This is a genomic window from Antrihabitans spumae (assembly GCF_043944905.1).
Classification (GTDB): Bacteria; Actinomycetota; Actinomycetes; order Mycobacteriales; family Mycobacteriaceae; genus Antrihabitans; species Antrihabitans spumae.
Genome location: NZ_JBIMSN010000052.1, coordinates 25,376 through 49,306, shown reverse-complemented (window position 1 = coordinate 49,306; position 23,931 = coordinate 25,376). Strand labels below are relative to the sequence as shown.

Below are 23,931 nucleotides of genomic sequence, written 5' to 3'. Positions count from 1 at the left end.
TTGGACGTTTCAGTATAGTATTGCAATTTGAATTGTTTTACTACCCCAATACCCATGGAATCTTGCCTGCAATCTGTGTAGCATTGCTATCCTGAACTCGATGCGTTCCTGGTTACCCGCGGTTATCCCTGCGACCGGTGCCGAACCGCACGGAGGGAAGGGAGACAAATGACCAATCCCAAGCCGATGAGCAGAGCCGAAGCGCAAGAGCAGACGCGTGAACTGATCCTGCAGACTGCCGAAGAGTTGTTCATTGCCAACGGCTTTCACGCAACAACGGTCGCGCAAATCGCCTCGAAAGCAGTGCGGACCCAGGGGTCCATCTACGGCAACTTCGCAAGCAAAGACGCTCTGTGCTTGGAAGTCATCCGACGTCGGTACCTGCAGTCGTTCACCGATCTGGGCATGTCACTCGCCACCGCAAACTCACTCGACGCCAAACTCGACCTGCTCACCGAGTGGTGGGAGACGCTGACCAGTCAGCACGATCTCACGTTCCTCGTAGCCGAGTACATGCTCGCGGCATGGCGCGATCCTGCACAGCGAGCATCGATGCTGGAATATGTCAGCCTGATCAAGTCCGTGGTCGGCAGCATCATCACCGATAACTTCGGAGCGGCGGACGACGGTTCCTTGCTCGAAATGACCGATATTGCAACAATTTCGGTGCTTGCACTCGGAAGTGGACTCGCAGTCGGTCGCGCAACCGGAATAGCCAGCGTGACCGAGTCGTCGTTCGGCTTCACCGAAACGATCAGGCTCTGGAAGACCAAGCTTCAGGACAGCGCCGACGCGAGCAGGTGACGAGTAGTACGCACGCTCGGCAGGCCGTCAGGCGGCTTTGTCGACGAGCTCGTCTTTCATCGAATCCTCGGCGAGGGCGCGAGCCGCGGCCGCTGTCATACCTCGGCTGATCCACCACGTCATTGCAGCCGGGAGCGCCAGGCCTCCCACAATCGAGGCGACCACGATTGCGGCTGCTATCAGCAGGTAGAACATTGCCTCTCCGCTCCGGACCCGAAGTCCAGATCACATGCGAATGTGCGCACTACTTCCATGCTAGCTGCGTGCTAGCGGTTTGCAAGCAACCCTAGGTGTGCAATTTTGACGAACTCTTAGGTCCGGTTTGTTCACAACTCCATCTGCGACAGATGTCCTCCTCGCGTCCGCCCGTTCGTTCCTTTGCCGAGGGACCAAACTGGAACCTGACAGTCGACGAAGGAGAATCCGATGCCGCAGTACCTCGCATTGACCTACACGGCGGACGTGGATTGGTTCGCCCCCGAACAAGCAGCTGAGCTGGCCGAATACGTGCAGTTCGCAAAGGACAACGCCGCAAGCATCAAGGCCGCCGCCGTCCTGCATCCGACAAGTACGGCGACTGTCGTCCGCGTCGAAGGCGCGCGAGGCGGAAACGTCATCACGACCGACGGACCGTACGCCGAGACAAAAGAAGCGTTGACCGGCTACTACCTGATCGAAGCGGCGGACCTCGACGATGCGATCGCGATCGCCGCCGAGTTGCCCGCTGCCTGGGGCGTCGGAGCCATCGAAGTCCGCCCGGTCCTAGCAGCCAACTGAATCGCCGTGGCAACAGAACAAATCACGCTCGCACAGACGATCCGAGTCGAGGGTGCCCGCATTCTGGCGACCTTGATTCGAACCGTCGGCGACGTGCAGATCGCCGAAGACGCGGTCCAGGAAGCGAGTCTCGTTGCCCTCGCGACCTGGCCGACGCATGGTGTACCGCCGGAGCCGAGGGCGTGGCTCACTGTCGCCGCGCGACGAAAGGCGATCGATATTCTCCGACGCGAGCGGGCCAGACCGGCCAAGGAACTCGACGCACTTCGCCTACGTGAGCTCGAGACACCAGACCTGCCACAGGAGTCCATCGTGCACGACGACCTGCTAAGGCTGATCTTCACCTGCTGCCACCCCGCGCTGTCTCCGCCCACCAGAATCGCGCTGGCATTGCGAACACTGTGCGGTCTGTCGCCCGCGCAGATTGCCGGCGTGCTGCTGACCACCGAAGTCGCTGTGAACAAACGACTTACGCGCGGTCGACAGAAGATCGCAGCGGCGCACATTCCCTATCGGATACCGGCAGAGCACGACCTTCCAGATCGCGTGCCCGCCGTGTGCGGCGTGGTGCACAGCCTCTACACCGCGGGTCACGCGCCGCTGGAGGGCGATTACGCATACGACGTGGACGCCTGCGCGGAGGCTGTGCGGCTCGCCGAGCTCCTCTGCGATCTGCTTCCCGAACAGCCAATGCCTGCAGCGGTTTTGGCGTTGCTACTGCTGACCGAAGCGCGCCGATCGACGCGTCTGGACGACTACGGCGACGTGGTGACGCTCGACCGCGCCGACCGGAATAGATGGGACGGTGTTGCCATCGCCCGAGGTATCGCGCTGCTGAACGACTCACTCCTTCGCACCGAGCGGCAGGCTGATCCGTACCAACTACAGGCAGCCATCGCCGCGGAGCACGCTCGCGCATCAAGCTACGAGGCAACCGACTGGGCGGAGATTGTGCGGCTCTACGATCTGCTGCTGTCGATCGCTCCCAGTGAGGCCGCTCGACTGGGTCGGGCGGTAGCAGTGGCCGAAACATTCGGAGCTGCAATCGGTTTGACAGCGCTGGACGGGCTTGCGTCGAGTTCTCGACTCCATGCGGTTCGTGCCGAACTGCTCGCTCGTGAGCATAGATACACGGAGGCCATTGCGGAACTGGACGAATCGCTGGCAGGCAACGCGACAGCACAGGAGCGGAGCCATCGACGGCAACGACGAGACACCTTCCTGCAGCTCACGAAGAGTCAGGAGAACTGAAGTGCACGAGCAGAATTCGATTGGCGTTGTATTCGCCGCCGCGCGAGACCGCGTACTCGACCTACACGGCGGCGACGAGGAGGGACGCATGCTGCAGTCGCCTGGCCTCAAGACGTCGGGGAAGTTCTACGCCTTCGTCACAGCAACCGACGTCATCGTCAAACTCCCACGCACACGGGTTTCGGAGCTCATCTCCAACGGTGTGGGCACACCATGCTCACCACGGCCAGGGCGGCCGATGAAAGAGTGGGTTCAGCTCGCCGACCTCGACGAAAGTTCATGCTTGGCATACCTGTTGGAGGCTCGGGAGTTCGTCGCCGAGAAGGAGGGAAGACACGACGCGTAGCGTCAGGGCAATGGGTCGTCGTGTTGACGGGCAGTGGGGAGGCAAAATGTCGATGCGATGGGTTGTGGCACTGGGGTCTTGCGCGTTGCTGATCGCGGGATGCACTGCTGAGGAACACGACTCGCCAGCTTCTCGCGACGACCTTCTGCCGTCGATCGAGGATCTGCCGACGGGTTCGGAGGTCGACGTGCTCGAAGGCGAGGAACAGCTCGTCCTCAGCGTGGCACTCGACGCAATCAACAGTGGGGAATCCCGTTCGGATTCCGAGACCTATACGCCAACGGAGTGCGCGGAGCACTCGAGGTATGCAGACGAGGCTCGGATATCGCTGATTGAAGACGCCTCGGCGGTCGGTGTAGTAATCGATCGCGAGCGAACGTACATAGTCTTGGTCAGCGAGACAGCTGGGGATCCAACTAGAGTCGCCGAAGCGCACACAGGAACGTGCTCGACCTACGTACGCCAATCCAGCAGCAGCACACACTCATACGAGGCAACCGTTCGGACAGAGCGAATGGACCTTCCGCTCAAGGTCGTCGACGAGGACGCCGCCATCGTGTCCGAAGTGACCGACCCCGTAAATCCGAACTGGTCCAACACGGAGGTCACGCTCGGCTTCGCGTCGGTGTCCGGCTATTCGGTCCTGGTCGTCGCACATCAGGGCAAAGACTCTCAGCCCGAGTTCGACGACATCTTCACGCGATCCATCGAGAAGGTGCGTAGCAAGACATAGCGGACCGAACGAACTGCGACAACCAGTTTGGGACAGGTCTGCGGACCTTGCCAACTGGGAAGACTTTGCTAGCCTCGATGGCATGACACAGCAGAAAGGCGCATGAGCGCGAGTAGGCCGCAGCGCACGATCTCCGTGCTGATCCAAGAAGTTGCGATCGAAGACGGTCAGATCACCCCGCCGCAGGTGGGCGCCGTCATCGAGTTTCCGTTGCGCTTCGTCGAACTGCCATCCTCCTGCGGGGATGCCGTAACCATACGAGCGGTCCTCGAGCCGAACGAGCACAATCCCGTCCTGCAACGAACGGGCCTCGACGCCATGCACCGCTGGCAATGGAGAGGACTTCTTCGTGGCGACGGCTGGACCGCATCGTGGCGTGGCGACCGACCGCTGACCGGTGCGGTGGAACTCACCGGAAAGTTCTACGGCGTAATGGGATACGACACCGACGGGCGGGTTCGGGGACGAGTACGCCGTGTGCAGATTGTCAGCGAGCGATTTCAACCGAAACCTGGCGAGAGCCGTTCGTGGCGACTCCTCGGTGGATATCGGAAGCTTCGTGAAGTCGATCGAGCACCTCGATTCTTCGATAGGGGAGATACGTACCGAGTTGAGTCGACCGAAGACAAGCCGCGCGAATTCGACCGCGAAGTAGGCGCCCTGATCGAGCTCGATCTCGATGACGTACCTGATCTGCCGCTTCGTCAGAGCATCGTCCCGGGTGCGGTGTCCAGTGCGGCGAACACCCTCTGGGTGCTCGATCGCGAGTTACCGCTTGTCGTCCAGATATCCAATGGCGTTGCTGTAGAACAGCTTTTACCCGGCGCTATCGCCAGCGAACTCGGTAGAACCGTCTGGGCTACGCCGACAGGCTGCTGGGTGGCGGGTAGGGACGGGACGTATCGCTGCGGCGACGGTCAACCTCCACGCCGCATCGACAGTGTTGCCGTCAGAGCTGGCGCCGCGATCGGCGAGACGCTGCTCGCGTGCAGCGCACGCGGACCATGGACGCTGCACACACCGGACGACGAACCGATTGTTGTCGAAGCTCCCAAGGGTCTGGTTCAGTCGATCGTCACCGACGACGGATCGTTTGTGGTCCTCCTGCGCGAGCCCGACCAGAAGGACCACACGACAGCGCGGGACCGTCTCGTTCGAGTCGGCGTCGGTGGCGATGTAAAACTAGGACCCGCAACGACATTCGGATCCCGCTATCGCGCCCTACTTGCGGGGGAACCGCTGCGTGTGTGCCAGGACGCGAAACTGTTCATCGCGGCCGACGATCTGAGTCTTCGCGCCGTCGGCACGCTTCCCCGGTCGCCCATCTACGGCGGCCAGGTAGGTCCACACTTTTGGATCGTCGATCATCCACCGGACGGATCAGGTCGTTCGGGCTGGTGGCCACTCGACGGTCCCGTTCCCAACGACGCCGCACGGCAAGCCTGGTTGTTCACTCTTCTCGACGCGAACGTCGAACCGGTAGTCAGCGCACCCGTTTTCAGTCCAGATCCCAGCGTCACCATCGATGCAAAGGGCACGGTCTGGGTGGTCGCCGATGGTCTTCGTCGCATCTCGGATCGAACGATGGAAACTCCGACCGAACTGGACGTCGCAACGCTGCTCGACCTCGCCAGAGGCGCGTGACCGAGGTCGATCTACCGCGCGTTTCGCCAGCTCCGCGAGGTTTCACATGAAACATTGCCGAGTGCCCCGTCCTCATTTCTTCGCAGCGCCGACGTCCGCCTCCTCCAGCTCTCGTCGACGTCGCAGACCTTCGATGATCAGTGGATCGCTGCTCAGGTCGCGGTAGAGGGATACACACAGCCCGATCATGACAATCGCAAACGGCGCAGCCGCGATGATCGTCATCGTCTGCAGTCCGCTGAGCGCATCGGAACCACCACTCCACAACAGCAGCGCCGCAATGCCTCCGGTCAGTACGCCCCAGAACACAACGGTCCACCGCGACGGCTCCAGCGTTCCCCGCTGGGACAGTGTGCCCATCACCATGGACGCCGCATCCGCACCTGAAACGAAGAAGATCGCGACAAGCACCATGACGAGGAACGACGAGATGCCTGCGATCGGCAACTCCGACAGCATGCCGAATAGTTGCGACTCGGGGCTGCCCTTGCCCGCCAGATCGGCGCCGTCACGCTGCTGACCGATAGCCGAACCGCCGAAGATCGAGAACCACAGCAAGCTGACAATGCTTGGCACAAGGATCACGCCTATGACGAACTGCCGGATCGTGCGGCCACGGCTGATGCGAGCAAGAAACATGCCGACGAAGGGGGTCCACGAGATCCACCACGCCCAGTAGAAGATCGTCCACGACGACAGCCACTTTGCGGTCTCGTCATCGCCGGCAGCGGCCGTGCGAGCGGACATCCCCGTGATCTGCGAGACGTAGTCACCCAGCGCCGTCGGTATCAGGTTGAGGATCAGAACCGTTGGTCCACATACGAAGACGAAGATCGCGAGGATCAGCGCCAAAACCATGTTCGTGTTCGACAGCCACTGAATACCCTTGGCAACGCCCGACACCGCGGACGCAACGAACGCCAGCGTGAGAACAGCCACGACAGCGACCAGGAGCAACGTCCCTGCCGCGTCCATCCAGCCGAGCACCTCTACGCCTGAACCGATCTGGAGCGCACCGAGACCGAGGGACGCCGCCGTACCGAACATCGTCGCGAAGATCGCGAGGATGTCGATGACCTTGCCGATCGGGCCTTCCGCACGCTTCCTGCCGAGCAACGGAATGAACGCAGAACTGATCAGTTGCTTGCGGTCCATGCGATAGGTGCCGTACGCGATCGCCAGACCCACGACCGCATAGATCGACCAGGGATGCAGACTCCAGTGGAACATCGTCGTTGCCATGGCCGTTCCGATACCAGGCTCGGTACCAGGCGGCGGCGTGACGAAGTGGGTGAGAGGCTCGCTGACGCCGTAGAACATCAGGCCGATACCCATTCCGGCGCTGAACATCATCGCGATCCAGCTGATGGTGTTGAACTCGGGCTTCTCGCCGTCCTTACCGAGCGGGATCTTCCCGAACCTGCTGACCGCCAACCATATTGCGAACAACACGAAACCGGACGCAGCGACGACGAAGAGCCAGCCGAGGTTTACGACGAGCCAGGTGAGAATCGAATCGGAAATACTCTTCAGGTTGTCCGGCCACACCAGGCCCCACACCAGAATCGCCGCAGCGATCGCGGCGGTCACCGCGAAGACGATGCGGTCGACGGGCACAGGGCCATGGCGCTTCGGACCGGGTTCGTCACCGGTAGAGGAATCGATCAGGGCCGGATCGTCGTGGATCGCCATACCTACAAGGTGCTTTGATCGGCTTACAAAAACAAGCCCTGACCGCAACATTAACAACGAGCAAACAGCAATCAGTCGCTGATGACCGCGATTGCGTCGATTTCGACGAGCATCTGCTCACGGGGGAGACCGGTGAACACAGTCGTTCGGCTCGGGAGCACATCGCCGGCAGTGTTTGCAACGACGAATTCGCCGTAGGCGTCGTTCATTGCGGCGAAATCGTCGCGCGTGGTCAGGTAGACGCGAAGCATCACAACATCGTCGAAGGTTGCGCCGCTCGCGTCGATGATCGCCTTGACATTCTGCAGCGTGCGAATCGTCTGGGCACCAACATCTCCTGGAAAGAGATACTCGTTCGTCGCAGGATCCACCGGACCCTGCCCGGAGACCTGAACGAACGGACCCTTGCGAACACCCTGGGAAAAGGTGTGTGCAGGTGCGGGGGCGTCGGTGGTACTTACTGCAATCTTGCCGGTCATCGAATGCCTTTCTTGGGAGCTGGTTGAATGTGTTGAATGTCCGGACTCCAGCCGAGTTCGGCTGATACCGCTGCCGCGGCGGCACGCACCTGCGGCAGTGTGGCCAACACTTGATCGTGGTCGAGCAACATGTCGGGAACGGACATACTGACGGCTGCGACCACTGCGCCGGTTCCGTCGCGGATCGGAACGCCGATACAGTTGACGAAGCTCTCGTGCTCTTCGTGATCCTCTGCATAGCCCTGCGCCACAACATGTTCGAGCTCGTCGAGGTACGCATCGGGTGACAGAATGGTTCGCTCCGTGAACTTCGGATATTCGATGCTCTCGGCGATTGCGCGCCATTCGGACCGAGGCCGCGCCGAGACCAACACCTTGCCGACCGCAGTGCAATGCAACGGCGCAGGACGACCCACTCGTGAATACATCCGAACACTCTGTATCGCGTCGAACTTGTCGATGTAGACGGCTTCGCCGGATTCGTAGGTTGCAAGGTGAATCGTTTGTCCGGTGCTCGAATTGAGCGCACTCAGATGCGGCCTGGCAAGCGTTCGAATGTCGCGTTGTTCGAGTGCACGATTCGACAGTTCGAAGAACCGGGAACCCAGCAGATATCGATGCTCGTCGTCATGAAAGACGAAGCGCTCGGACTCCATCGTCCGCAGCAGACGCAACACCGTCGATTTGTGGACGTCGAGTTGGGTCGCGAGTTGCTCGAGCGACTTCGAATCCTCGCCGAGAGCGGTGAGAATCGTCAGTGCACGTAGGAGGCTTTGGCTCATAACGCCACATTCTCTGGCACACGCAGGCCGGGTCGGTAGTCCATCCGCGCCCATTCCGGCGTAGGCACCGTCGCCAGTGCGTGCAGTTCGGCTACCTGCGGCAATTCGGCGACATCGCCGTGTCCCGTCAAAGCCGCTGCGGCGCAAAGGTGCCCGAACCGCAGTCGCTCCTGGTGGTCCCGGCCCTGCAGCAACCCTGCAAGGAAACCGCCGGCGAACGCGTCCCCGGCACCGATCCGTTCCACAACGTCCAGACGCAATGCGGGAACGTCGACTCGCTCGTTCCGCCAGAACCCGGTGACCGTATGTGCGTCGTTCTTGACCACTAGGTGCGTCGGCTCCGGAAACAGTCGTCGCAGTTCGGCGGGGTCTTCCGTCCCGAACACAGCGCCCGCCTCGTCCGCACCCATCAGGACGACATCGGACCCACGGACGTGTCGGGCGAGGATCTCGGCGACCTCCGTCCCCGCAAGGCCTCGCGCCGCCCACAGTGCGGGTCGGTAGTTGAGGTCGAAACTCACCTGGCGGGCCCCACGGGGCAGGGCGATCAGCACCTCGGTCAGCTGCGTAGCGGAGTCCGACAACGCCGTGGTTATCCCCGTGAAGTGGACGACATTCGCGTGATTCAACAACCCAGCGGCCGGGGTAGCGGTGAGGTCGACGGGACTGAACGCACTCGCCGCAGATCCATTGCGGTAGTACAGCATCCGGCTCTCACCCGCGCCGAGTGGGCCGTCACCGATTCCGCGCTCCTTGACATAGACCGCCGTCGGGCGAGCAGGATCGGTCACCACGGCAGAGACATCGATGCCGCGCCGCGCCAGTTGCGCGACAAGGTAGCGACCGAAACCGTCGTCGCCGACACGCGACACCCAGGAAGCATCGACGCCGAGCTGTGCGAGAACGGTTGCGACATTCGCCTCGGCCCCACCTGCGGTTCTTTCGAAGGTAGCCGAATCCTCCAGCGGTCCTGGCTGCGCGACCAGCACTGCCAGACCCTCTCCGACGGTGACCACCCGTGGCCGAACCGATGTTGGCGACGTCACATCAATCTCCTCCGAACCCTTGCGCTTCACGAGCTGTTCATTGCAGAATAGCCATGTCGAACAAAATACGCAATATGCGTTGCATAATACGCAACGCTAGAACGACAGCCGGAAGGATCCAGACTGTGATCGACGCTCAGGCAGTAGCAGCACTCCGCAACCGCACCCTCGGACCGGAGCACAAGGGTCTGCCACCCGCCGCCTGGGGCTCGACTGTCGACGAATTCCTCGGCACCGTGCCTACTTTCGAGCAGTTGATCACTCCAGCCTTGACGCTGGACAACGCTGCCATCGATTCGAACGTCGCCACGATGGCCGAGTGGGCCGACAAGGCTGGTGTCTTGCTCGCACCGCACGGCAAGACGACGATGGCGCCGCAACTGTGGTCGAGGCAGCTGGACGCCGGCGCGTGGGCAATAACGCTCGCGACCATCTGGCAAGTGCAGTTCGCCCGGTCCTACGGCGTCCAGCGCATCATGCTCGCGAACGCACTGGTCGATCCCGTCGGGTTGCGGTGGATCGCCGAGGAGCTGGACCGCGACCCATCCTTCGACTTCTACTGCTGGGCCGACAGCGTCGAGACCGTCGCGCTGATGGACGACACGTTGAAGGCCGCGGCGGGCGAGGCCCACGTCAACGTGATCGTCGAACTCGGCGGTCCGCACGGACGTACCGGCGCGCGATCGGTCGAGTCTGCCCTGGCTGTGGCTCACGCGGTGGCGAAGTCGTCTCACCTGTCGCTCACTGGCGTCGGCGGCTACGAGGGGCACTGAGCCACGACCGCACCGCTTCCGGACTTGCCAACGTACGCAGCTATCTCGACGCCCTCGCCCGTCTTCACGATGAAATACGCAGCGCCGGAATCTATACCGAGCGCGCGATCGTCACCGCCGGCGGTAGCGCGTACCAAGACCTCGTCGTGGATCGACTCGCCCAACTCTCCGGCGATCACGGCGACGGCGTCGACACCTCGGTCGTACTCCGTTCCGGCGCATACATAATTCACGACGACGGGTTCTATGCGGGCATCTCGCCGATGATCGAGGCCCGCATGGAATCGCCATCCCAACATGCTTTGCGATCGGCGATGCACGGCTGGGCGAGAGTTGTCTCCCACCCGGAACCCGAACTCGCGCTGCTCGATGCGGGCAAGCGCGACCTCCCTTACGACGAGGGGTTGCCGGTGCCGCAACGTATCGCTGGACCGGACGCTCGAGTGCTCGATTCGGGAGCAACCATCTCCGCGCTCAACGATCAGCATGCGTTTCTCCGGCTGCCCGGCAGGCAAGCCGATGCCGTTGCGATCGGGGACGTCGTCCGACTCGGACTTTCCCACCCCTGCACAGCTTTCGACAAGTGGCGACTGATCCCGGTGCTCGACGACGCCGACGCCGAACACCACCGCATCGTCGACCTCATCCACACCTTCTTCTAGACAGAGCGAAACACCATGACCGACTTAGTGATCAGAGACGTCGACGTCGTCGACGGGACCGGCTCCCCGCGATACCGCGCCGATGTGCTTGTGGATGCGGGACGCATCGCCGAGATCGTCGCTCCACGGTCAGGCGTCGAGGCCACGAAGACCATCGAACCCGGACCAGGCACCGTCCTTGCTCCCGGCTTCGTCGACATGCACGCGCACTCCGATCTGCGGCTACTGACCGATCCCGGCCACTTCGCGAAGATCAGCCAGGGCGTCACGACCGAGGTCCTCGGTCAGGACGGCATCGCCTACGCTCCGATCGACGACCGAGCTCTCGACGTCATCCGGCGCCAAATAGCAGGCTGGAACGGCAATCCCGCCGATCTCGACTTCTCCTGGCGAACTGTCGCCGGCTATCTCGACCGGCTCGACCGCGGCATCACGCCCAACGCGGCCTACCTCGTGCCGCAGGGCACGCTGCGCCTCCTTGCGGTCGGCGCGGACAAGCGACCGGCGACTCCACGCGAGATCCAACATATGCAGGAGTTGCTAGCCCAGGGCCTCACCGAAGGTGCCGTCGGAATGTCGAGCGGTCTCACCTATACCCCTGGAATGTATGCGGACACAGGCGAACTCGCCGCGCTGTGCGAGGTTGTCGCGGACTTCGGTGGCTTCTACGCGCCCCACACTCGTTCCTACGGAGCCGGCGCGCTCGAGGCATACGCCGAAATGATCGAGTTGGCACGCACGACAGGCTGCGCACTGCACCTGACACACGCGACCATGAACTTCGGCGTAAATCGAGGTCGTGCACCGGAATTCCTCGCCATCGTCGACGAGGCAATCGAGTCGGGGTGCGATATCACCCTCGACACCTACCCGTACCTACCCGGGGCGACGACGTTGTCGGCGCTGCTACCCAGTTGGGCAATGTCGGGTGGGCCGGACGCCGCGTTGGAACGCTTCGAAGATCCGGCGCTGCGGGAGCGCATTGCGAAGGATGTGAACGTGCATGGCTCGGACGGCTGCCATGGCGTCACCGTCGAGTGGGAGACGATCCAGCTCAGTGGGGTCGCGAATCCCGAACTCGACAGCTACGTCGGCAAGACGGTCGTCGAAATCGCAGCAGAGCGGGCACTGTCACCGGTCGACGTGTTCTTCGACCTGCTTCGTCGAGACAAACTTGCGACGACGATTCTGCAGCACGTCGGGCACGAAGAGAACGTCCGTGCAATCATGCTGCACCCCAAGCACATGGGCGGCAGCGACGCGATCCTCGTCGGAGAACGACCACACCCGCGTGCGTGGGGAACGTTCCCTCGCTACCTCGGCCACTACGTCCGCGACGTCGGCCTGCTGGGCCTCGAGGACTGCATCAATCACCTGACCGGACGCCCTGCCGAACGCCTACGGCTGCATGATCGCGGACTGATCCGACCCGGCTACGCGGCCGACCTCGTCGCTTTCGATCCCGAGACGATCACCGACACCGCGACGTTCGACAACCCCAAGCAGCAGGCCCGCGGGATCAGCCACGTCCTGGTCAATGGTGTGTGCGCAATCGAAAACGGCGCGCCGACAGGCAATCTCGCAGGCCGCGCCCTCCGCATGAACCCGTCCACCAAGGAGACCCGATGACAACCGCACGACTGACAGCGATGGATGTGATACTCGAGGATCGAGTGCTCGCAGTCGTTCGCGCACCCACCATCTCCGACCCTGTCGCACTTGCAGATGCGCTGGCCGACTCCGGAATTCGTGCACTCGAACTCACCTTGACTACGCCCGGGGTTATGGAATACCTGCGCACAGCCGCCGACTCCTCGCGTGCGGTCCTCGGCCTCGGCACAGTCCTCACCGCGGAACAGGCTCGCGCCGCCATCGACTGTGGCGCCAAGTTTCTGGTGACACCTGGCGTACGTCCAGCTGTCGCCGAGGTTGCAGCCGAACATGGCATCCCGGTGGTTATGGGCGCCTTCACGCCGACCGAAGTTCTCACTGCACTGGATCTCGGCGCTGCCGCAGTCAAGATCTTTCCGGCGAGGTCACTCGGACCCGGCTACTTCAAAGACCTGCTCGGGCCTTTTCCTGATGTGGCACTTATCCCTTCCGGAGGAGTCAACGCAGGTAATGCGGCCGATTTCCTCGCCAATGGTGCCGTCGCCGTCACCGCAGGCACCGATGTCGTCTCGCCGGCCGCCGTCGCCGACGGTCGGTGGTCCGACATCTCTGCTCGCGCAGCCTCGTTCGTCTCGTCCATCTCCTAGAAGAATGCACTGGAAGGTCCATCCATGAGTTCCATAATCGATTGGCTACGCACGTCCACGCCGGGTCTACTGGTGCTCTGTGGCCTTGCAATCGCCGTCTTGTTGTTCACGATCATCAAGGTCAAACTCGAGCCGTTCATCGCGCTGCTCATCACCGGTCTCGCGCTGGCTCTTGCTGCGGGACTGCCGGTTTCGCAGATCGTCGGTACCGCGATCAAGAGCAACGAGTCGCTGCTCGAGGTGGGGTTCGGCAGCATCCTCGGGCATATCGCCGTCATCATCGGTCTGGGTACAGTGCTCGGCGCAATCCTCGAAAAATCCGGCGGTGCAGACGTATTGACCACCAAGCTGCTCGGAGTGTTCGGCGAACGCGGCGCGCCGGTCGCAATGGGTCTGCTCGGCCTGATCTTCGGCATCCCTGTGTTCTTCGATATCGGCATCTTCGTACTCGCGCCCCTCGTTTACGTCGCGGCGAAACGTGGCGGCAAATCGCTGGTGCTGTACGCAATGCCCATGCTCGCCGGCCTGTCGATGACGCACGCGTTCCTACCGCCGCACCCGGGCCCGGTCGCACTCGGCGGCTTGCTCGAAGTGAGCCTCGGCTGGCTGATCTTCATGGGATTCGTTTGCGGTATACCAGGATTCATTGCCGCAGGCATCGTGTGGGGTAGCTACATCGGCAAGCGGATCCACGTCGAGGTCCCGCCCGAGTTCCTCGTCACACCCGACCGTGAATCCGGCGACGAAGGCGGCGGCGCGGGTGGCGCAACAATCGTGAAGCCGCACCCGCCGAAGACTGTTACCGCACCACCGTCGGTCGGTCTGATCGGCGCCATCATCGCGATCCCCTTGGTCCTCATTCTCGGCGCGACCTTCGGAACACAACTGCTCGACGAGGGTTCGAGCTTGCTGCAGGTGCTCACGTTCTTCGGTACGCCCGCGGTTGCCCTGCTCATTGCTGTCCTGGTCGCCTTCTGCGTGCTCGGGGTTCGGCGGGGATCGAGTGTGCAGGACCTCAGCACGCTCACCGGAGAGTCGCTGCGTCCGGTAGGCATGTTGCTGCTCGTGGTCGGTGCGGGTGCCTTCTTCGGAAAGGTCATATCCGCCACAGGAATCGGGTCGGCACTCGCTGAAACGATGTCTGCTGCAGGACTTCCCATCATCGTCTTGGCATACATCATCAGCTGCGGCCTCCGCATCGCACAGGGGTCGGCAACGGTGGCCATCGTGACAACCGGCGGTATCGTCGCCCCGCTCGTGGCGGAACAGAACTACTCGCAGATGGCTGTCGCCCTCATTGCGATGGCGATCGCCGCAGGTTCGATCGTTTTGAGTCACGTCAACGACGGCGGCTTCTGGATCATCTCGAAGTTCTTCAACCTGACCGTCAAGCAGGACGCTCCAGACCTGGACCGTCCTGGAGACGATCCTGTCGGTCGTGAGCTTCACCGTCGCGGCGATCTTGTTCGCAATTTTCGCCTAGGGCGCTCCGCGCCTCGTGAGTCCTTTCGGAGGGCGGGGACCTCCGAAAGGACTCACGAGCGGCGTAGCCGCCACACGCCGCCGAGGCACAGCGCACCACCGACGAAGCCGAAGATGGTCGGAACCTCACCGAGGAAGACCCAGGACATCAGGATCGCGATGGCCGGGACAACGAGGGTGGTTGCGGCCATCTTGCCTGCATCCGAACGCGTGAGGGCATAGGCCCAGGTTGTGAAGGCGATGGCAGTCGGCCCGACGCCGAGGTAGACGACAGCGAGGATCGACGAGACCGGCGCTTGCGACACCTCGCTGATCGCCGCTCCCGAAAACGGTAGCAGCGCAAGGAAACCCGCAAAGCACCCGACCCAGGTCGCCGTCACCGCATCTACGGTCCGTAGGGCAACCTTCTGCATCAGCACCCCCGCCGCGTAGAGAACGGCAGTGATCAGACCGAGGACGATGCCGAGCGAGTCGTTGGCTCCGCCGCCCGATCCGCCGACCGCGATCGTGACCACACCGATGAAGGCGATCGCAATGCCGACAACCAGGGGGCGACGAAAGCCTTCCGACATGAACAGCCCGGCGAACACGGCGACGAGGATTGGTGCGAAGTTGACGAGCAGTGCGGCAGTGCCCGCGTCGAGATGCTGCTCGGCCCAGTTCAGCAAGACCGTGTAGCCGGCGAACCAGGCCAGTCCGTAGCCGACGACCAAGCCGAGAGCGCGACCGCGCGGCAGTGGTCGGCGATATCGCAACGCGATCCCCACCAGCACAACAGTTCCCGCGGTCAGCCGAAGCAGGGCCATCGGGCCTGGCGAGAACTGCTCTCCAGCGGATCGGATCACGACGAACGACGACGCCCACAGCAGCACGGTGACGACCACCGCGAGCACAGGCAGGCTGGGCACACCAGGCAGGTCGAGCAAGCGGCCGCGACTTATGGGTTCGTCAGTCGTCGTCGGCTCGGACGCGGTTGTTGTCATACGTCCACTCTCGACCTTCAGACACGTAAGCACAAACGATTTCTTCTTTACTTCACATCAGTATTGCTGTACATTGAAGCGATGATCGATTTGCACCGACTCCGTGTTTTCAGGGCGGTTGTCGCCGACGGTTCCATCAACGGGGCAGCCGCAACGCTCGGCTACACACCGTCTGCAGTCAGCCAGCATCTCACCGTATTGCAGAGGGAAACGGGCCTCAGCCTCATCGAACGACACGGCCGCGGCGTGGTACCAACCGCAGTGGGTCGCGCGATCGCGCACGAGGCCGGACGAGTTCTGGAGAGCATGGCCGAGTTCGAATCGTTCGTCGCCGATGTGCGCGACGGACATACCGGGCGACTGTCGGTCTGCTATTTCGCTTCTGCCGGGTCCGCGTGGATCCCACCGATCATCGCGACGATCACCACCGAGTTCCCCGGGTTGCGCATAGATCTGCGTCTGGTCGAGTTGGTGGTGGACGCAACCCCCGATCCCGACATCGAGATATTCGTGGAAGGCAGTCCGCTCGCCAGTAGCACCGAGTACGACGTACATCCGCTACTCGAAGAGCCGTATGTCGTCGTGCTTCCGCGAGACCATCGACTCGCCGATCGCGCAGAGATCAAGGTTTCCGAACTGGAAACGGAGCGCTGGGTCGACAACGACGTCGCGCGCGGTCCGTGTCGCGAGGCGACGCTACGTGCCTGCGCTGCAGCAGGTTTCATGCCGACGTTCCACATCGAAACGCACGACTATGCGACCGGTATCAGATTTGTGGCGGAAGGGGTCGGCATCACGGTTGTGCCGGTTCTCGGCTGCGGTCAGCTACCTCCGACCGTCATCGCTGTTCCGCTCGTCGACCCGACACCGACACGTCGGATCGCGGTGCGTACCAGGGCGACTTTGCGTTCGAATCTCGCTGTCGCGCGAGTTCTCGAACTGCTGCGCGACCACATCGCAATTGGTCGACTCGAAGCAGGCTTGGCCGGGACTCAGTCGACCTGACATGACTGCGTGCGACGCGAAAAGGCGTGGACGCCGATCCTGGACCTCCGTAACCTGAGTTCCGCCTCGACCCAAGAACCGGAACGGACGAACCACAATGCAACCGCTCACCGAACGCGAGATCCGCTCGTCGTTCGTCAACTGCTCCAAAGGTGCAGCCAAACGACTACCGGTGCCGCGCAACCTCGACGAGCGCCCGTGGGACGATCTCGACTTCTTCGGCTGGACCGACCCGTCGATGCCCGGGCGGGCCTATTTCGTGGTCCCTCAGGACGACGGAGCTGTCGGAGTCCTCCTGCGTTACGAGACCGGCGGATCCGGCAAGAAGCAGATGTGCTCGATCTGCCTGACCACCCACTCCGGCGGTGGAGTTGCTCTGCTGACCGCTCACAAGGCTGGCGAATCCGGCCGTCGCGGCAACTCGATCGGCACCTACATGTGCACCGATCTGGCGTGTCCGCTCTACGCGCGGGGCAAGAAGAAGCCCTCGATGGGCACGCGGTACAAGGAGGATCTGACGCCGGAGGAAAAGGCCGAGCGAGTACAGACCAACATCGGAGCGTTTGTCGCCAGGCTCTACGAATAGCCGTCTCCGATCGCGGATGCGGACGCCCGCAACGCATTACGCGCCGCAACGACGCCGGGATGGGACCCTCTGCCACGCCTGAACGCCATCTGGGTCGTCCGCCGGGCAGCCAACGCTCCGAGGACGACGTTCGGCGGCCGGGTCAACGCGCCGAGTTCGGGTACCAGTGCCACGCCCTGCCCTGCTGAAACCAGCGCGAGGACCGTGCTGAAATCGTCGGCGTGGTGACGCACTCGTGGCGTGAAACCTGCTGCCTGACAAGCACGAACGGTCATCGTGTGACACAACGTGCCTGGAGTGCCGAGGATCCAGGAATCGTCTCGACGCGATGCAAGAGGGTCGGCATCCAGCGCTGCAAGATAGATCGTCTCGGTGAGGAGGTGTTCGGTCTCCAATGCCGGATCGGGCTCGGCGGGTACGTAGTCGTACTCCTGGAGTAGCGCGATGTCCAAGGCGTCGGTTCGGATCGCGTCCGGGACCGTTGCCGGGTCCAGCTCGGTCACCATCAGTTCGAGATCGGGATGGTTGCGACTCAAGTCGACGAGCGCCGGCGGCAGAATCGTTCGGACCGCGGTGGGGAAGGCGCCGATCCGCAGTGCGCCGGTGAGGACGGTTCGACTGGCGGCAAGGTCTGCGGACGCCTGCTCGAGTGCCGCGAGAATCGTCTCGGTGTGCGCTACCAATGCGTGTGCCGCAGGCGTGAGAACAACGCGGCGACCCGTTCTTTCGAGGAGTGCTACGCCGGTCTCGCGTTCGAGTGCCGTCAACTGCTGCGAGACGGCGGACGGTGTGTACGACAGCGCTTCGGCCACGGCCGCAATCGTTGAACGATGGGCAAGTTCACGCAAAAGGCGTAGCTTCCGGACATCCAGCATCAGTTGATCTTACGCTCCTCGGTGCAAACGTGAAATGGACGTGACGCTCGCAACGGCTCAGTCTGGATGACATGACTCTCTCAGGACTGTTCGTCCCACTGGTGACACCGTTCGAGGACGACGGTGACATCGCATTCACCGCGCTGGAGCGACTCGCCCATTCGGTACTCGACGGCGGCGCAACCGGCCTCGTTGCACTTGCCACAACCGCAGAGACCTCGACATTGACCGCCGACGAACGTAGTCGGGTACTTGCCGTGTGCGTTCGGGTCTGCGAGGAGCGTGACGTTCCGCTGATCGCGGGCGCGGGGTCGAATTCGACCGCAGAGTCGGTGGCTGCCGTTGCACAACTCGGTTTGCGAGTGACGGCCGCGCTGTCGGTCGTCCCGTATTACACCCGACCGTCCCAAGCCGGGATCGTCGCTCATTTCACGCGACTCGCCGGGACCAGCCCGGCGCCACTGATCGTCTACAACATTCCGTATCGCACGGGCGTCGGCCTCGACGCGGACACCTTGTTTCAGCTTGCGCGCATTCCCAACATCATCGGTTTCAAGCATGCCGTCGGTGGTATCGACGATGCGACGATGGCGATGATGTCCTGTGTGCCTGATGGATTCGCTGTCCTTGCCGGGGACGATCTGTATGCGTCGCCGCTCCTGGCCCTCGGCGCGACGGGAGCGATCACCGCATCGGCCAACGTTGCTACTGCCGCCTTTGCCGCCCTCGTGGACGCCTGGCGTGCCGGCGAGACGGCTCGGGCACAGCAGCGTGGTCACAGCCTCGTCGAGCTGACCTCTGCATTGTTCGCCGAGCCGAATCCTGTTGTGATCAAGTCGGTTCTGGCGGCACAGGGCATCATTCCGAGCAGCTTCGTCCGACTGCCACTACTGCCTGCCACAGCATCCGCACGCGACAGGGCGCTACGCACCTTGTGAGTCCTTTTGGTGGTCGGGCCCTCCGGAAGTGCTCACAAGCGACGAAGCCGCCTACGTTGCTCGCCCAGCTTGCGCCACCACCCAGTCCTCGAATCGCGTATCGAAGATCTGCGCACCGGCACCTGGCAGCAGCGTGCGCTCGTCCAGAAGCGCGTCGAAGTAGCGTGCGGTCGGATCGGTCACGACTTCACGCGGATCACTATCTGCACGTAGACCATGCCTGATCAGTTCGTCGAGACCGAACGTCTCGGGTCCGGCTATCTCGACGATTCCGTTGAGCGGAGTTCCCGTCGCCACTCGACCGACGGCAGTCGCGACATCCCGCGCTGCGATCGGTCGAATCAGTGCAGACGAAAGTCGAACGACATCGCCGTCCGTCGCTGCTCCGGCAATACTTTTCACAAACTCGAAGAACTGCGTTGCGTGCACGATCGTGTAGGGGACGGATGATTCTGCGATCAACTTTTCCTGTGCGATCTTCGCGCGGAAGTAGCCCGACTCGGCCAGGTTCGCCGTGCCTACGACCGACAATGCAACGTGGTGCCCGACGCCTGCCGCCGCCTCGGCAGCGAGCACATCTTTCGTCGACGTTTCGAAGAACTCCAATACGGCGGCATCCTCGAACGACGCGAATTGGGTACGTCCACAACAACATCGGCGCCGAAGAGTACGTCGTCGAGACCCTCGCCCGTGATCGTGTTCACACCTGTGTTCGGCGAGGCCGCGACGGCCTCGTGACCGTGTTCCGCGAGCCCGACAACAAGTTTCGATCCGATGAGCCCGGTACCGCCTATGACAACTACCTTCATGGTGAACCCTTTCGTCGCGCCTGGACCTGAAAGTACGGTCGAAGAGTTGACCGGACAGACCGCGGTTATGTGACGGACAGGTGTGTACGTGCGGTTCTATGGCGAGGAGTCTGGCGAGATGTCTGCAGCACCAGCGGAACAGGGCGGTCCATCGACGGACCTCGACCAGGCTGCGGCCGTCTTCACCGAGTTTCGTCCCCGACTCTTCGGGATCGCCTACCGAATGCTCGGCAGCGTGGCAGAAGCCGAGGACATCGTTCAGGATGCTTGGCTGCGGTGGCAGTCCTACGATCGCAGCGCAGTGCGGAGCCCGATCGCGTTCCTGTCGACGACAACAACCCGACTCGCTATCAACGCGGCGCAGTCCGCGCGTGCGCGACACGAAACCTACATTGGCCCATGGCTTCCCGAGCCGGTGGACACCAGCGCGGACCCGGCACTGGGCGCCGAGCATGGCGAAGCGTTGCAGTTCGCGGTATTGGTTCTACTGGAACAGCTCTCGCCGACCGAACGTGCCGCGTACGTGTTGCGCGAATCGTTCGACTACCCGTACAGACAGATAGCCGACATCCTCCAGACGACAGAGCCTGCCGTTCGCAAACTCGTTTCGCGTGCGCGCAAACACATCAGCAACGGACGAAAGACTCCCGTCAGCCCCACAGAACATCGCCGTCTGCTCGCCGCATTCATCGACGCAGCCCGGTCAGGCGATCTCGAGTCACTCGAACAACTCTTCTCCGAAGACGTGGTCAGCTACTCCGACGGCGGCGGAATCGTCCGCGCCTCGCGCATTCCTGTCTTCGGCCGGTCCCGAGTTGCGAAGTACGTCAAGGCGTTTGCCTCACACTTCTGGATCGGCGTCGAGTTGACCTGGCTCGACACAAACGGACAGGCCTCCGTGCTGATCTCGCGCGACAACACAGCGATCGCGGTTGCAACCGTGACCGCTTCGGACAACGGGATCGATCAAGTCATGTGGCTGATGAATCCGGAGAAGCTGGCTGTGATCTCAGCGAACATGGCACGACAAGCGCACCACTAATGTGTTCGTCGGCATCAGCCTGTCTCGAAATATTCTTCGATATCGCGTTCATGCTCATCCAGTCCCGCCAGCACCGCAGGACAATCGTGGTAGTCGAGTCGAGCCTCGCGTAAAAACTCGCGCGCATCATCCTCGTGATATTGACCTCTCATTTCAGTGGGGTATCGCTGCGACACTTCACCTGCAGGTGCCCACGACATCGCGCGTTCGGCGATAAATGTGCCAATCTTCGCCAATTCGCGGAGCTCGGTATCAACGTCGGATATCCGTCCGCGATAGATCTCGTCTGCGGGCGATGATGTTCCAAAAACTCTCCGAAAGACGTCGACTCCAGATTCGCGGCTGGATCGCGTATTGGCGCACAACCTGTTCCACACCCGCTCGGCGAACAGCGCGAATACGATGAGGGCGCCATCCAGTTCCGCAACCGGAGGCCCCATACCGGTGTAGACCAACTCGTTGCGTTCGAATAGATAGAGAAGTTCCTCGATTTCAGCGAACGGCGGGTCGCCGACCCATTCGGTCGGATGTACGACAAACCTGCCGTCACGAAGTCGATCGTGAAAGTACTCGGTGACGAGCACAGTGTTCGTGTCGGGTTGGACTGAATCAATCGAGCCCAACCGGTCGTAGGTACCAGGTACCCCAAGCGAAATAGGGCGATACGAATCGTCGTCGCTACTCAGAACAACAAGGACCGCACGATCGATGAGGCTGATGCCCGTCAACATACATCGAGAATCGTAAAAGCCCATTGTCCCCCACTCGATACAGCAAAAATTGCAGGCTACAGAATCCAGGACCGAGCGGCCTCATTTCCGTCAACGGCGCGACGGTTCGCATGCCCGTCCGTCGCCATCACGGTCAAGCCCCGATCGATAGCCTGGTTCCCCGCGATGCAGCGGTGCCGCGCCTGCCGCACGCACCGCGTCACAATCTTCGTAGTACACCCCTGCAGGCGGTTCGGGGTCGACGGAGGGCGCAGGGGCAGGCTGCACGGTTGTCGTGATCTCCGGAATTGGTGGCGGCGGAAGTGGCTGCGGCGCAATGGTCGTCGTGATCCGGGTGGTCGTCACCGGTAGTGGAATCTGCTCGAACGTCGTCGTGGGCGGAACTGTCGTGCGCGGAACCGTCGTGACGGTGGTCGTCGCTGTCGCAGATGTCGTTGTCGCAGTGGGCGTGATCGTGGTCGTTGTGGCAGCAACGGGCGCGACAGGCGGCGCAGGATTTTTCTCGGTCTCGCTCTCTACCGAGTTGCCGATGATTGCAAGCACTCCTACGACCGCGACACCGCCTCCGGCGATCCACGGCCACACCTTGCGCTTCTTCGGTGGTTCCGGACGTGCCCACGGATCGGGCGCGTTCGGCGGCGTGTAGAACGGCGGATTGGTCAACGGATCCCTCTTTCGAAGTGTGCGACGGACGCCCCTAGATCGTCGGGAGGTCGCGGTCGTTACAGCGACCTGTGGCATGGTGGGTTTGTGCGGTGGAGGTGGGGCGAGAGTGGGTCGATCGGACCCGTCTCAGGGGCAACCCCTGGGTATGACAGATCAGTTGGGCACTGCGTCCGAAGCCGGCCCGCGCGCTCCGCGCGCATAGCGGCGCCGAGGACGAAGGAATCAGGTCGCCCCACTCCACCTCACATGTCATGACTCGCCGCGCGGTACCACCACAGCTGGCCGACCTACTTGCCGACGAGTTCGACGCGGCCGACCGAACCTGGCAAAGGTCGGACCTCGCAGAGGTATTCGGATCCTTCGTGAACGCTGTCCGCGCGGAGGAACTTGCCCGTCGAGTGATCGCATTGGTGCCGACCGAACCCGTCGATCGGCGCACAAGCCTGCGTTCGATCCTTGCGGAACTGCCTGTCCTGCAACGAGTCGTCAATCTTGTCGAGCCGGTTCAGCACGACCTGCGGTTCGGCGTTCCGGAGCTCCCGGACCTGCGGTCGGTGGCAAGCATGTTGAATGTGACTCCTGCAGAACTGGATTGGTTCGCAGACCGTGGCAGTTGGCTGCGAAACTCAACAGAACCACTGACGCACTATCGGTACCTGCGGCGTCCGAAGGCAAGCGGGATCAGGCTGATCGAGGCACCCGAACCGAGGCTGCGCGAGATGCAGCGGACCATCGCACGGAAGGTTCTCGCATCGGTTCCCGCGCACCCTGCGTGCCACGGATTCGAGAAAGATTGCAGTGCAGCATCGTTCGCCGATCCGCATGCCGGATCGGACGTTGTTGTACGCATCGACCTGCGCAACTTCTTCTCCAGCATCGGGGTCGGCAGGGTCCGCGCGGTGTATCGGGCGATCGGCTACGACTACGCGATTGCAAATGTGCTCGCACACATCTGCACCACCGCGACAGCTGTTTCCGCGCTGCGCGGCATCGACAACCAACACGCCAGCCTGCTTCGCATGCCGCACCTTGCTCAAGGCGCACCCACGTCACCCCGCCTCGCAAACCTGATCGCCCGCAATCTCGACCGTCGCGTCGCCGGGTACGCAACGAAGCACAATCTCACCTACACCCGCTACGCCGACGACCTCGCACTGTCTGGGCCGTCGACCACCGACGTGGATGCACTGCTGTGGGCGGTCTCGCACATGGTCGACGACGAAGGATTCACGGTGAATCGACGTAAGACGTCGGTGAGGCGGACCCATCAGCGCCAACTACTTGCCGGCCTCGTCGTCAACTCGCAACCACGCGCGCCCCGCGAGGCGTACGACGCGCTGCGGGCGCTGCTGCACAACTGCGCGCGGACCGGTGCGCATGAACAGAACACCGACGGCCACACCGATTTTCGCGCACATATCTATGGGCGGATCGCATGGATAGGGGAAACTGATCCCCGACGACGACAGCGGCTGCTCGACATGGCCGCGCGGGTCGATTGGAATCGGTGAGAATGGGCCTGAGCCTACAAAATTCGTGGAAATCGGCGGGAAACTGTCAAATCATT

Annotated in this window: 22 protein-coding genes and 3 pseudogenes; 15 read left to right on the top strand and 10 right to left on the bottom strand. The window is 62.4% G+C overall.

Annotated elements, in window-relative coordinates:
* Window positions 1-168: 168 nt before the first annotated feature.
* Window positions 169-804, top strand: coding sequence for a TetR/AcrR family transcriptional regulator (locus ACHIRB_RS12145; RefSeq protein ID WP_395123973.1), 636 nt, complete (start codon window positions 169-171; stop codon window positions 802-804).
* A 27-nt stretch (window positions 805-831) separates the two neighbouring features.
* Here ACHIRB_RS12145 and ACHIRB_RS12140 read toward each other — a convergent pair whose 3' ends face one another.
* The gene (locus ACHIRB_RS12140) at window positions 832-999 is read right to left on the bottom strand and encodes a hypothetical protein (RefSeq protein ID WP_395123972.1); all 168 of its coding nucleotides are present in this window, start codon (window positions 997-999) and stop codon (window positions 832-834) included.
* Between the two features lie 231 nt (window positions 1,000-1,230).
* On the opposite strand from ACHIRB_RS12140, the gene ACHIRB_RS12135 reads away from it, so the two are divergent.
* From ACHIRB_RS12135 to ACHIRB_RS12115, 5 genes are all read left to right on the top strand, one after another.
* Entirely contained in the window at window positions 1,231-1,581 is a 351-nt protein-coding gene (locus ACHIRB_RS12135) for a YciI family protein (protein WP_395115280.1), read from the top strand.
* Between the two features lie 6 nt (window positions 1,582-1,587).
* Window positions 1,588-2,832 carry an RNA polymerase sigma factor gene (locus tag ACHIRB_RS12130; RefSeq protein ID WP_395115281.1) on the top strand — a complete coding sequence of 415 codons (1,245 nt, stop codon included), beginning with the start codon at window positions 1,588-1,590 and terminating at the stop codon, window positions 2,830-2,832.
* Between the two features lies 1 nt (window position 2,833).
* Entirely contained in the window at window positions 2,834-3,178 is a 345-nt protein-coding gene (locus tag ACHIRB_RS12125) for a hypothetical protein (RefSeq protein WP_395115282.1), read from the top strand.
* A gap of 10 nt (window positions 3,179-3,188) precedes the next feature.
* A complete protein-coding gene (locus ACHIRB_RS12120) occupies window positions 3,189-3,911 on the top strand; it encodes a hypothetical protein (protein WP_395123971.1) in 723 nt (240 codons plus the stop codon).
* Between the two features lie 102 nt (window positions 3,912-4,013).
* Entirely contained in the window at window positions 4,014-5,555 is a 1,542-nt protein-coding gene (locus tag ACHIRB_RS12115) for a hypothetical protein (protein WP_395123970.1), read from the top strand.
* Window positions 5,556-5,627: 72 nt separating this feature from the next.
* On the opposite strand, the gene ACHIRB_RS12110 is transcribed toward ACHIRB_RS12115, so the two are convergent.
* The 4 genes from ACHIRB_RS12110 to ACHIRB_RS12095 form a co-directional block, all read right to left on the bottom strand.
* A complete protein-coding gene (locus tag ACHIRB_RS12110; protein WP_395123969.1) occupies window positions 5,628-7,247 on the bottom strand; it encodes a BCCT family transporter in 1,620 nt (539 codons plus the stop codon).
* A 71-nt stretch (window positions 7,248-7,318) separates the two neighbouring features.
* Window positions 7,319-7,726, bottom strand: coding sequence for a RidA family protein (locus ACHIRB_RS12105; RefSeq protein WP_395123968.1), 408 nt, complete (start codon window positions 7,724-7,726; stop codon window positions 7,319-7,321).
* Window positions 7,723-8,508: an IclR family transcriptional regulator gene (locus ACHIRB_RS12100; protein WP_395123967.1), complete on the bottom strand. Its 786-nt coding sequence runs from the start codon at window positions 8,506-8,508 to the stop codon at window positions 7,723-7,725. The genes ACHIRB_RS12105 and ACHIRB_RS12100 overlap by 4 nt, the downstream gene beginning before the upstream one ends.
* Window positions 8,505-9,554, bottom strand: coding sequence for a sugar kinase (locus ACHIRB_RS12095; RefSeq protein ID WP_395123966.1), 1,050 nt, complete (start codon window positions 9,552-9,554; stop codon window positions 8,505-8,507). The genes ACHIRB_RS12100 and ACHIRB_RS12095 overlap by 4 nt, the downstream gene beginning before the upstream one ends.
* Before the next feature lie 74 nt (window positions 9,555-9,628).
* Here ACHIRB_RS12095 and ACHIRB_RS12090 point away from each other — a divergent pair.
* From ACHIRB_RS12090 to ACHIRB_RS12075, 4 genes and pseudogenes are all read left to right on the top strand, one after another.
* Window positions 9,629-10,989, top strand: a pseudogene (locus tag ACHIRB_RS12090) (type III PLP-dependent enzyme domain-containing protein).
* Between the two features lie 15 nt (window positions 10,990-11,004).
* Entirely contained in the window at window positions 11,005-12,618 is a 1,614-nt protein-coding gene (locus ACHIRB_RS12085) for an N-acyl-D-amino-acid deacylase family protein (protein ID WP_395123965.1), read from the top strand.
* Window positions 12,615-13,247 (top strand): bifunctional 4-hydroxy-2-oxoglutarate aldolase/2-dehydro-3-deoxy-phosphogluconate aldolase, encoded by a 633-nt coding sequence (locus tag ACHIRB_RS12080; RefSeq protein WP_395123964.1) that lies wholly within the window; start codon window positions 12,615-12,617, stop codon window positions 13,245-13,247. The genes ACHIRB_RS12085 and ACHIRB_RS12080 overlap by 4 nt, the downstream gene beginning before the upstream one ends.
* A gap of 24 nt (window positions 13,248-13,271) precedes the next feature.
* Window positions 13,272-14,730, top strand: a pseudogene (locus tag ACHIRB_RS12075) (GntP family permease).
* Window positions 14,731-14,782: 52 nt separating this feature from the next.
* Here the strand turns inward: ACHIRB_RS12075 and ACHIRB_RS12070 are convergent.
* The gene (locus ACHIRB_RS12070; protein WP_395123963.1) at window positions 14,783-15,712 is read right to left on the bottom strand and encodes a DMT family transporter; all 930 of its coding nucleotides are present in this window, start codon (window positions 15,710-15,712) and stop codon (window positions 14,783-14,785) included.
* A gap of 81 nt (window positions 15,713-15,793) precedes the next feature.
* Here ACHIRB_RS12070 and ACHIRB_RS12065 point away from each other — a divergent pair, with 81 nt between their 5' ends.
* Window positions 15,794-16,717 carry a LysR family transcriptional regulator gene (locus tag ACHIRB_RS12065; RefSeq protein ID WP_395123962.1) on the top strand — a complete coding sequence of 308 codons (924 nt, stop codon included), beginning with the start codon at window positions 15,794-15,796 and terminating at the stop codon, window positions 16,715-16,717.
* A 97-nt stretch (window positions 16,718-16,814) separates the two neighbouring features.
* The gene (locus ACHIRB_RS12060) at window positions 16,815-17,303 is read left to right on the top strand and encodes an FBP domain-containing protein (protein WP_395123961.1); all 489 of its coding nucleotides are present in this window, start codon (window positions 16,815-16,817) and stop codon (window positions 17,301-17,303) included.
* Here the strand turns inward: ACHIRB_RS12060 and ACHIRB_RS12055 are convergent.
* Window positions 17,294-18,178, bottom strand: coding sequence for a LysR family transcriptional regulator (locus tag ACHIRB_RS12055; protein WP_395123960.1), 885 nt, complete (start codon window positions 18,176-18,178; stop codon window positions 17,294-17,296). The two genes, ACHIRB_RS12060 and ACHIRB_RS12055, sit on opposite strands and share 10 nt — an antisense overlap.
* 71 nt (window positions 18,179-18,249) lie before the next feature.
* Between ACHIRB_RS12055 and dapA the strand changes: the two genes are divergently transcribed.
* A complete protein-coding gene (dapA, locus tag ACHIRB_RS12050; protein WP_395123959.1) occupies window positions 18,250-19,116 on the top strand; it encodes a 4-hydroxy-tetrahydrodipicolinate synthase in 867 nt (288 codons plus the stop codon).
* A 51-nt stretch (window positions 19,117-19,167) separates the two neighbouring features.
* Here the strand turns inward: dapA and ACHIRB_RS12045 are convergent.
* Window positions 19,168-19,925: pseudogene (locus ACHIRB_RS12045) on the bottom strand (SDR family oxidoreductase).
* A gap of 118 nt (window positions 19,926-20,043) precedes the next feature.
* Here ACHIRB_RS12045 and ACHIRB_RS12040 point away from each other — a divergent pair.
* A complete protein-coding gene (locus ACHIRB_RS12040; protein ID WP_395123958.1) occupies window positions 20,044-20,967 on the top strand; it encodes an RNA polymerase sigma-70 factor in 924 nt (307 codons plus the stop codon).
* A 14-nt stretch (window positions 20,968-20,981) separates the two neighbouring features.
* Here the strand turns inward: ACHIRB_RS12040 and ACHIRB_RS12035 are convergent, their stop codons facing one another.
* Together ACHIRB_RS12035 and ACHIRB_RS12030 are read right to left on the bottom strand one after the other, a co-directional pair.
* Window positions 20,982-21,698: a hypothetical protein gene (locus ACHIRB_RS12035; protein ID WP_395127694.1), complete on the bottom strand. Its 717-nt coding sequence runs from the start codon at window positions 21,696-21,698 to the stop codon at window positions 20,982-20,984.
* 90 nt (window positions 21,699-21,788) lie between these two features.
* On the bottom strand, window positions 21,789-22,361 hold the full coding sequence (locus tag ACHIRB_RS12030; RefSeq protein ID WP_395123956.1) for an excalibur calcium-binding domain-containing protein: 573 nt from the start codon (window positions 22,359-22,361) through the stop codon (window positions 21,789-21,791).
* A gap of 254 nt (window positions 22,362-22,615) precedes the next feature.
* On the opposite strand from ACHIRB_RS12030, the gene ACHIRB_RS12025 reads away from it, so the two are divergent.
* Complete coding sequence (locus ACHIRB_RS12025; protein WP_395123955.1) at window positions 22,616-23,875, top strand: reverse transcriptase family protein; 1,260 nt, start codon at window positions 22,616-22,618, stop codon at window positions 23,873-23,875.
* Window positions 23,876-23,931 lie beyond the last annotated feature (56 nt).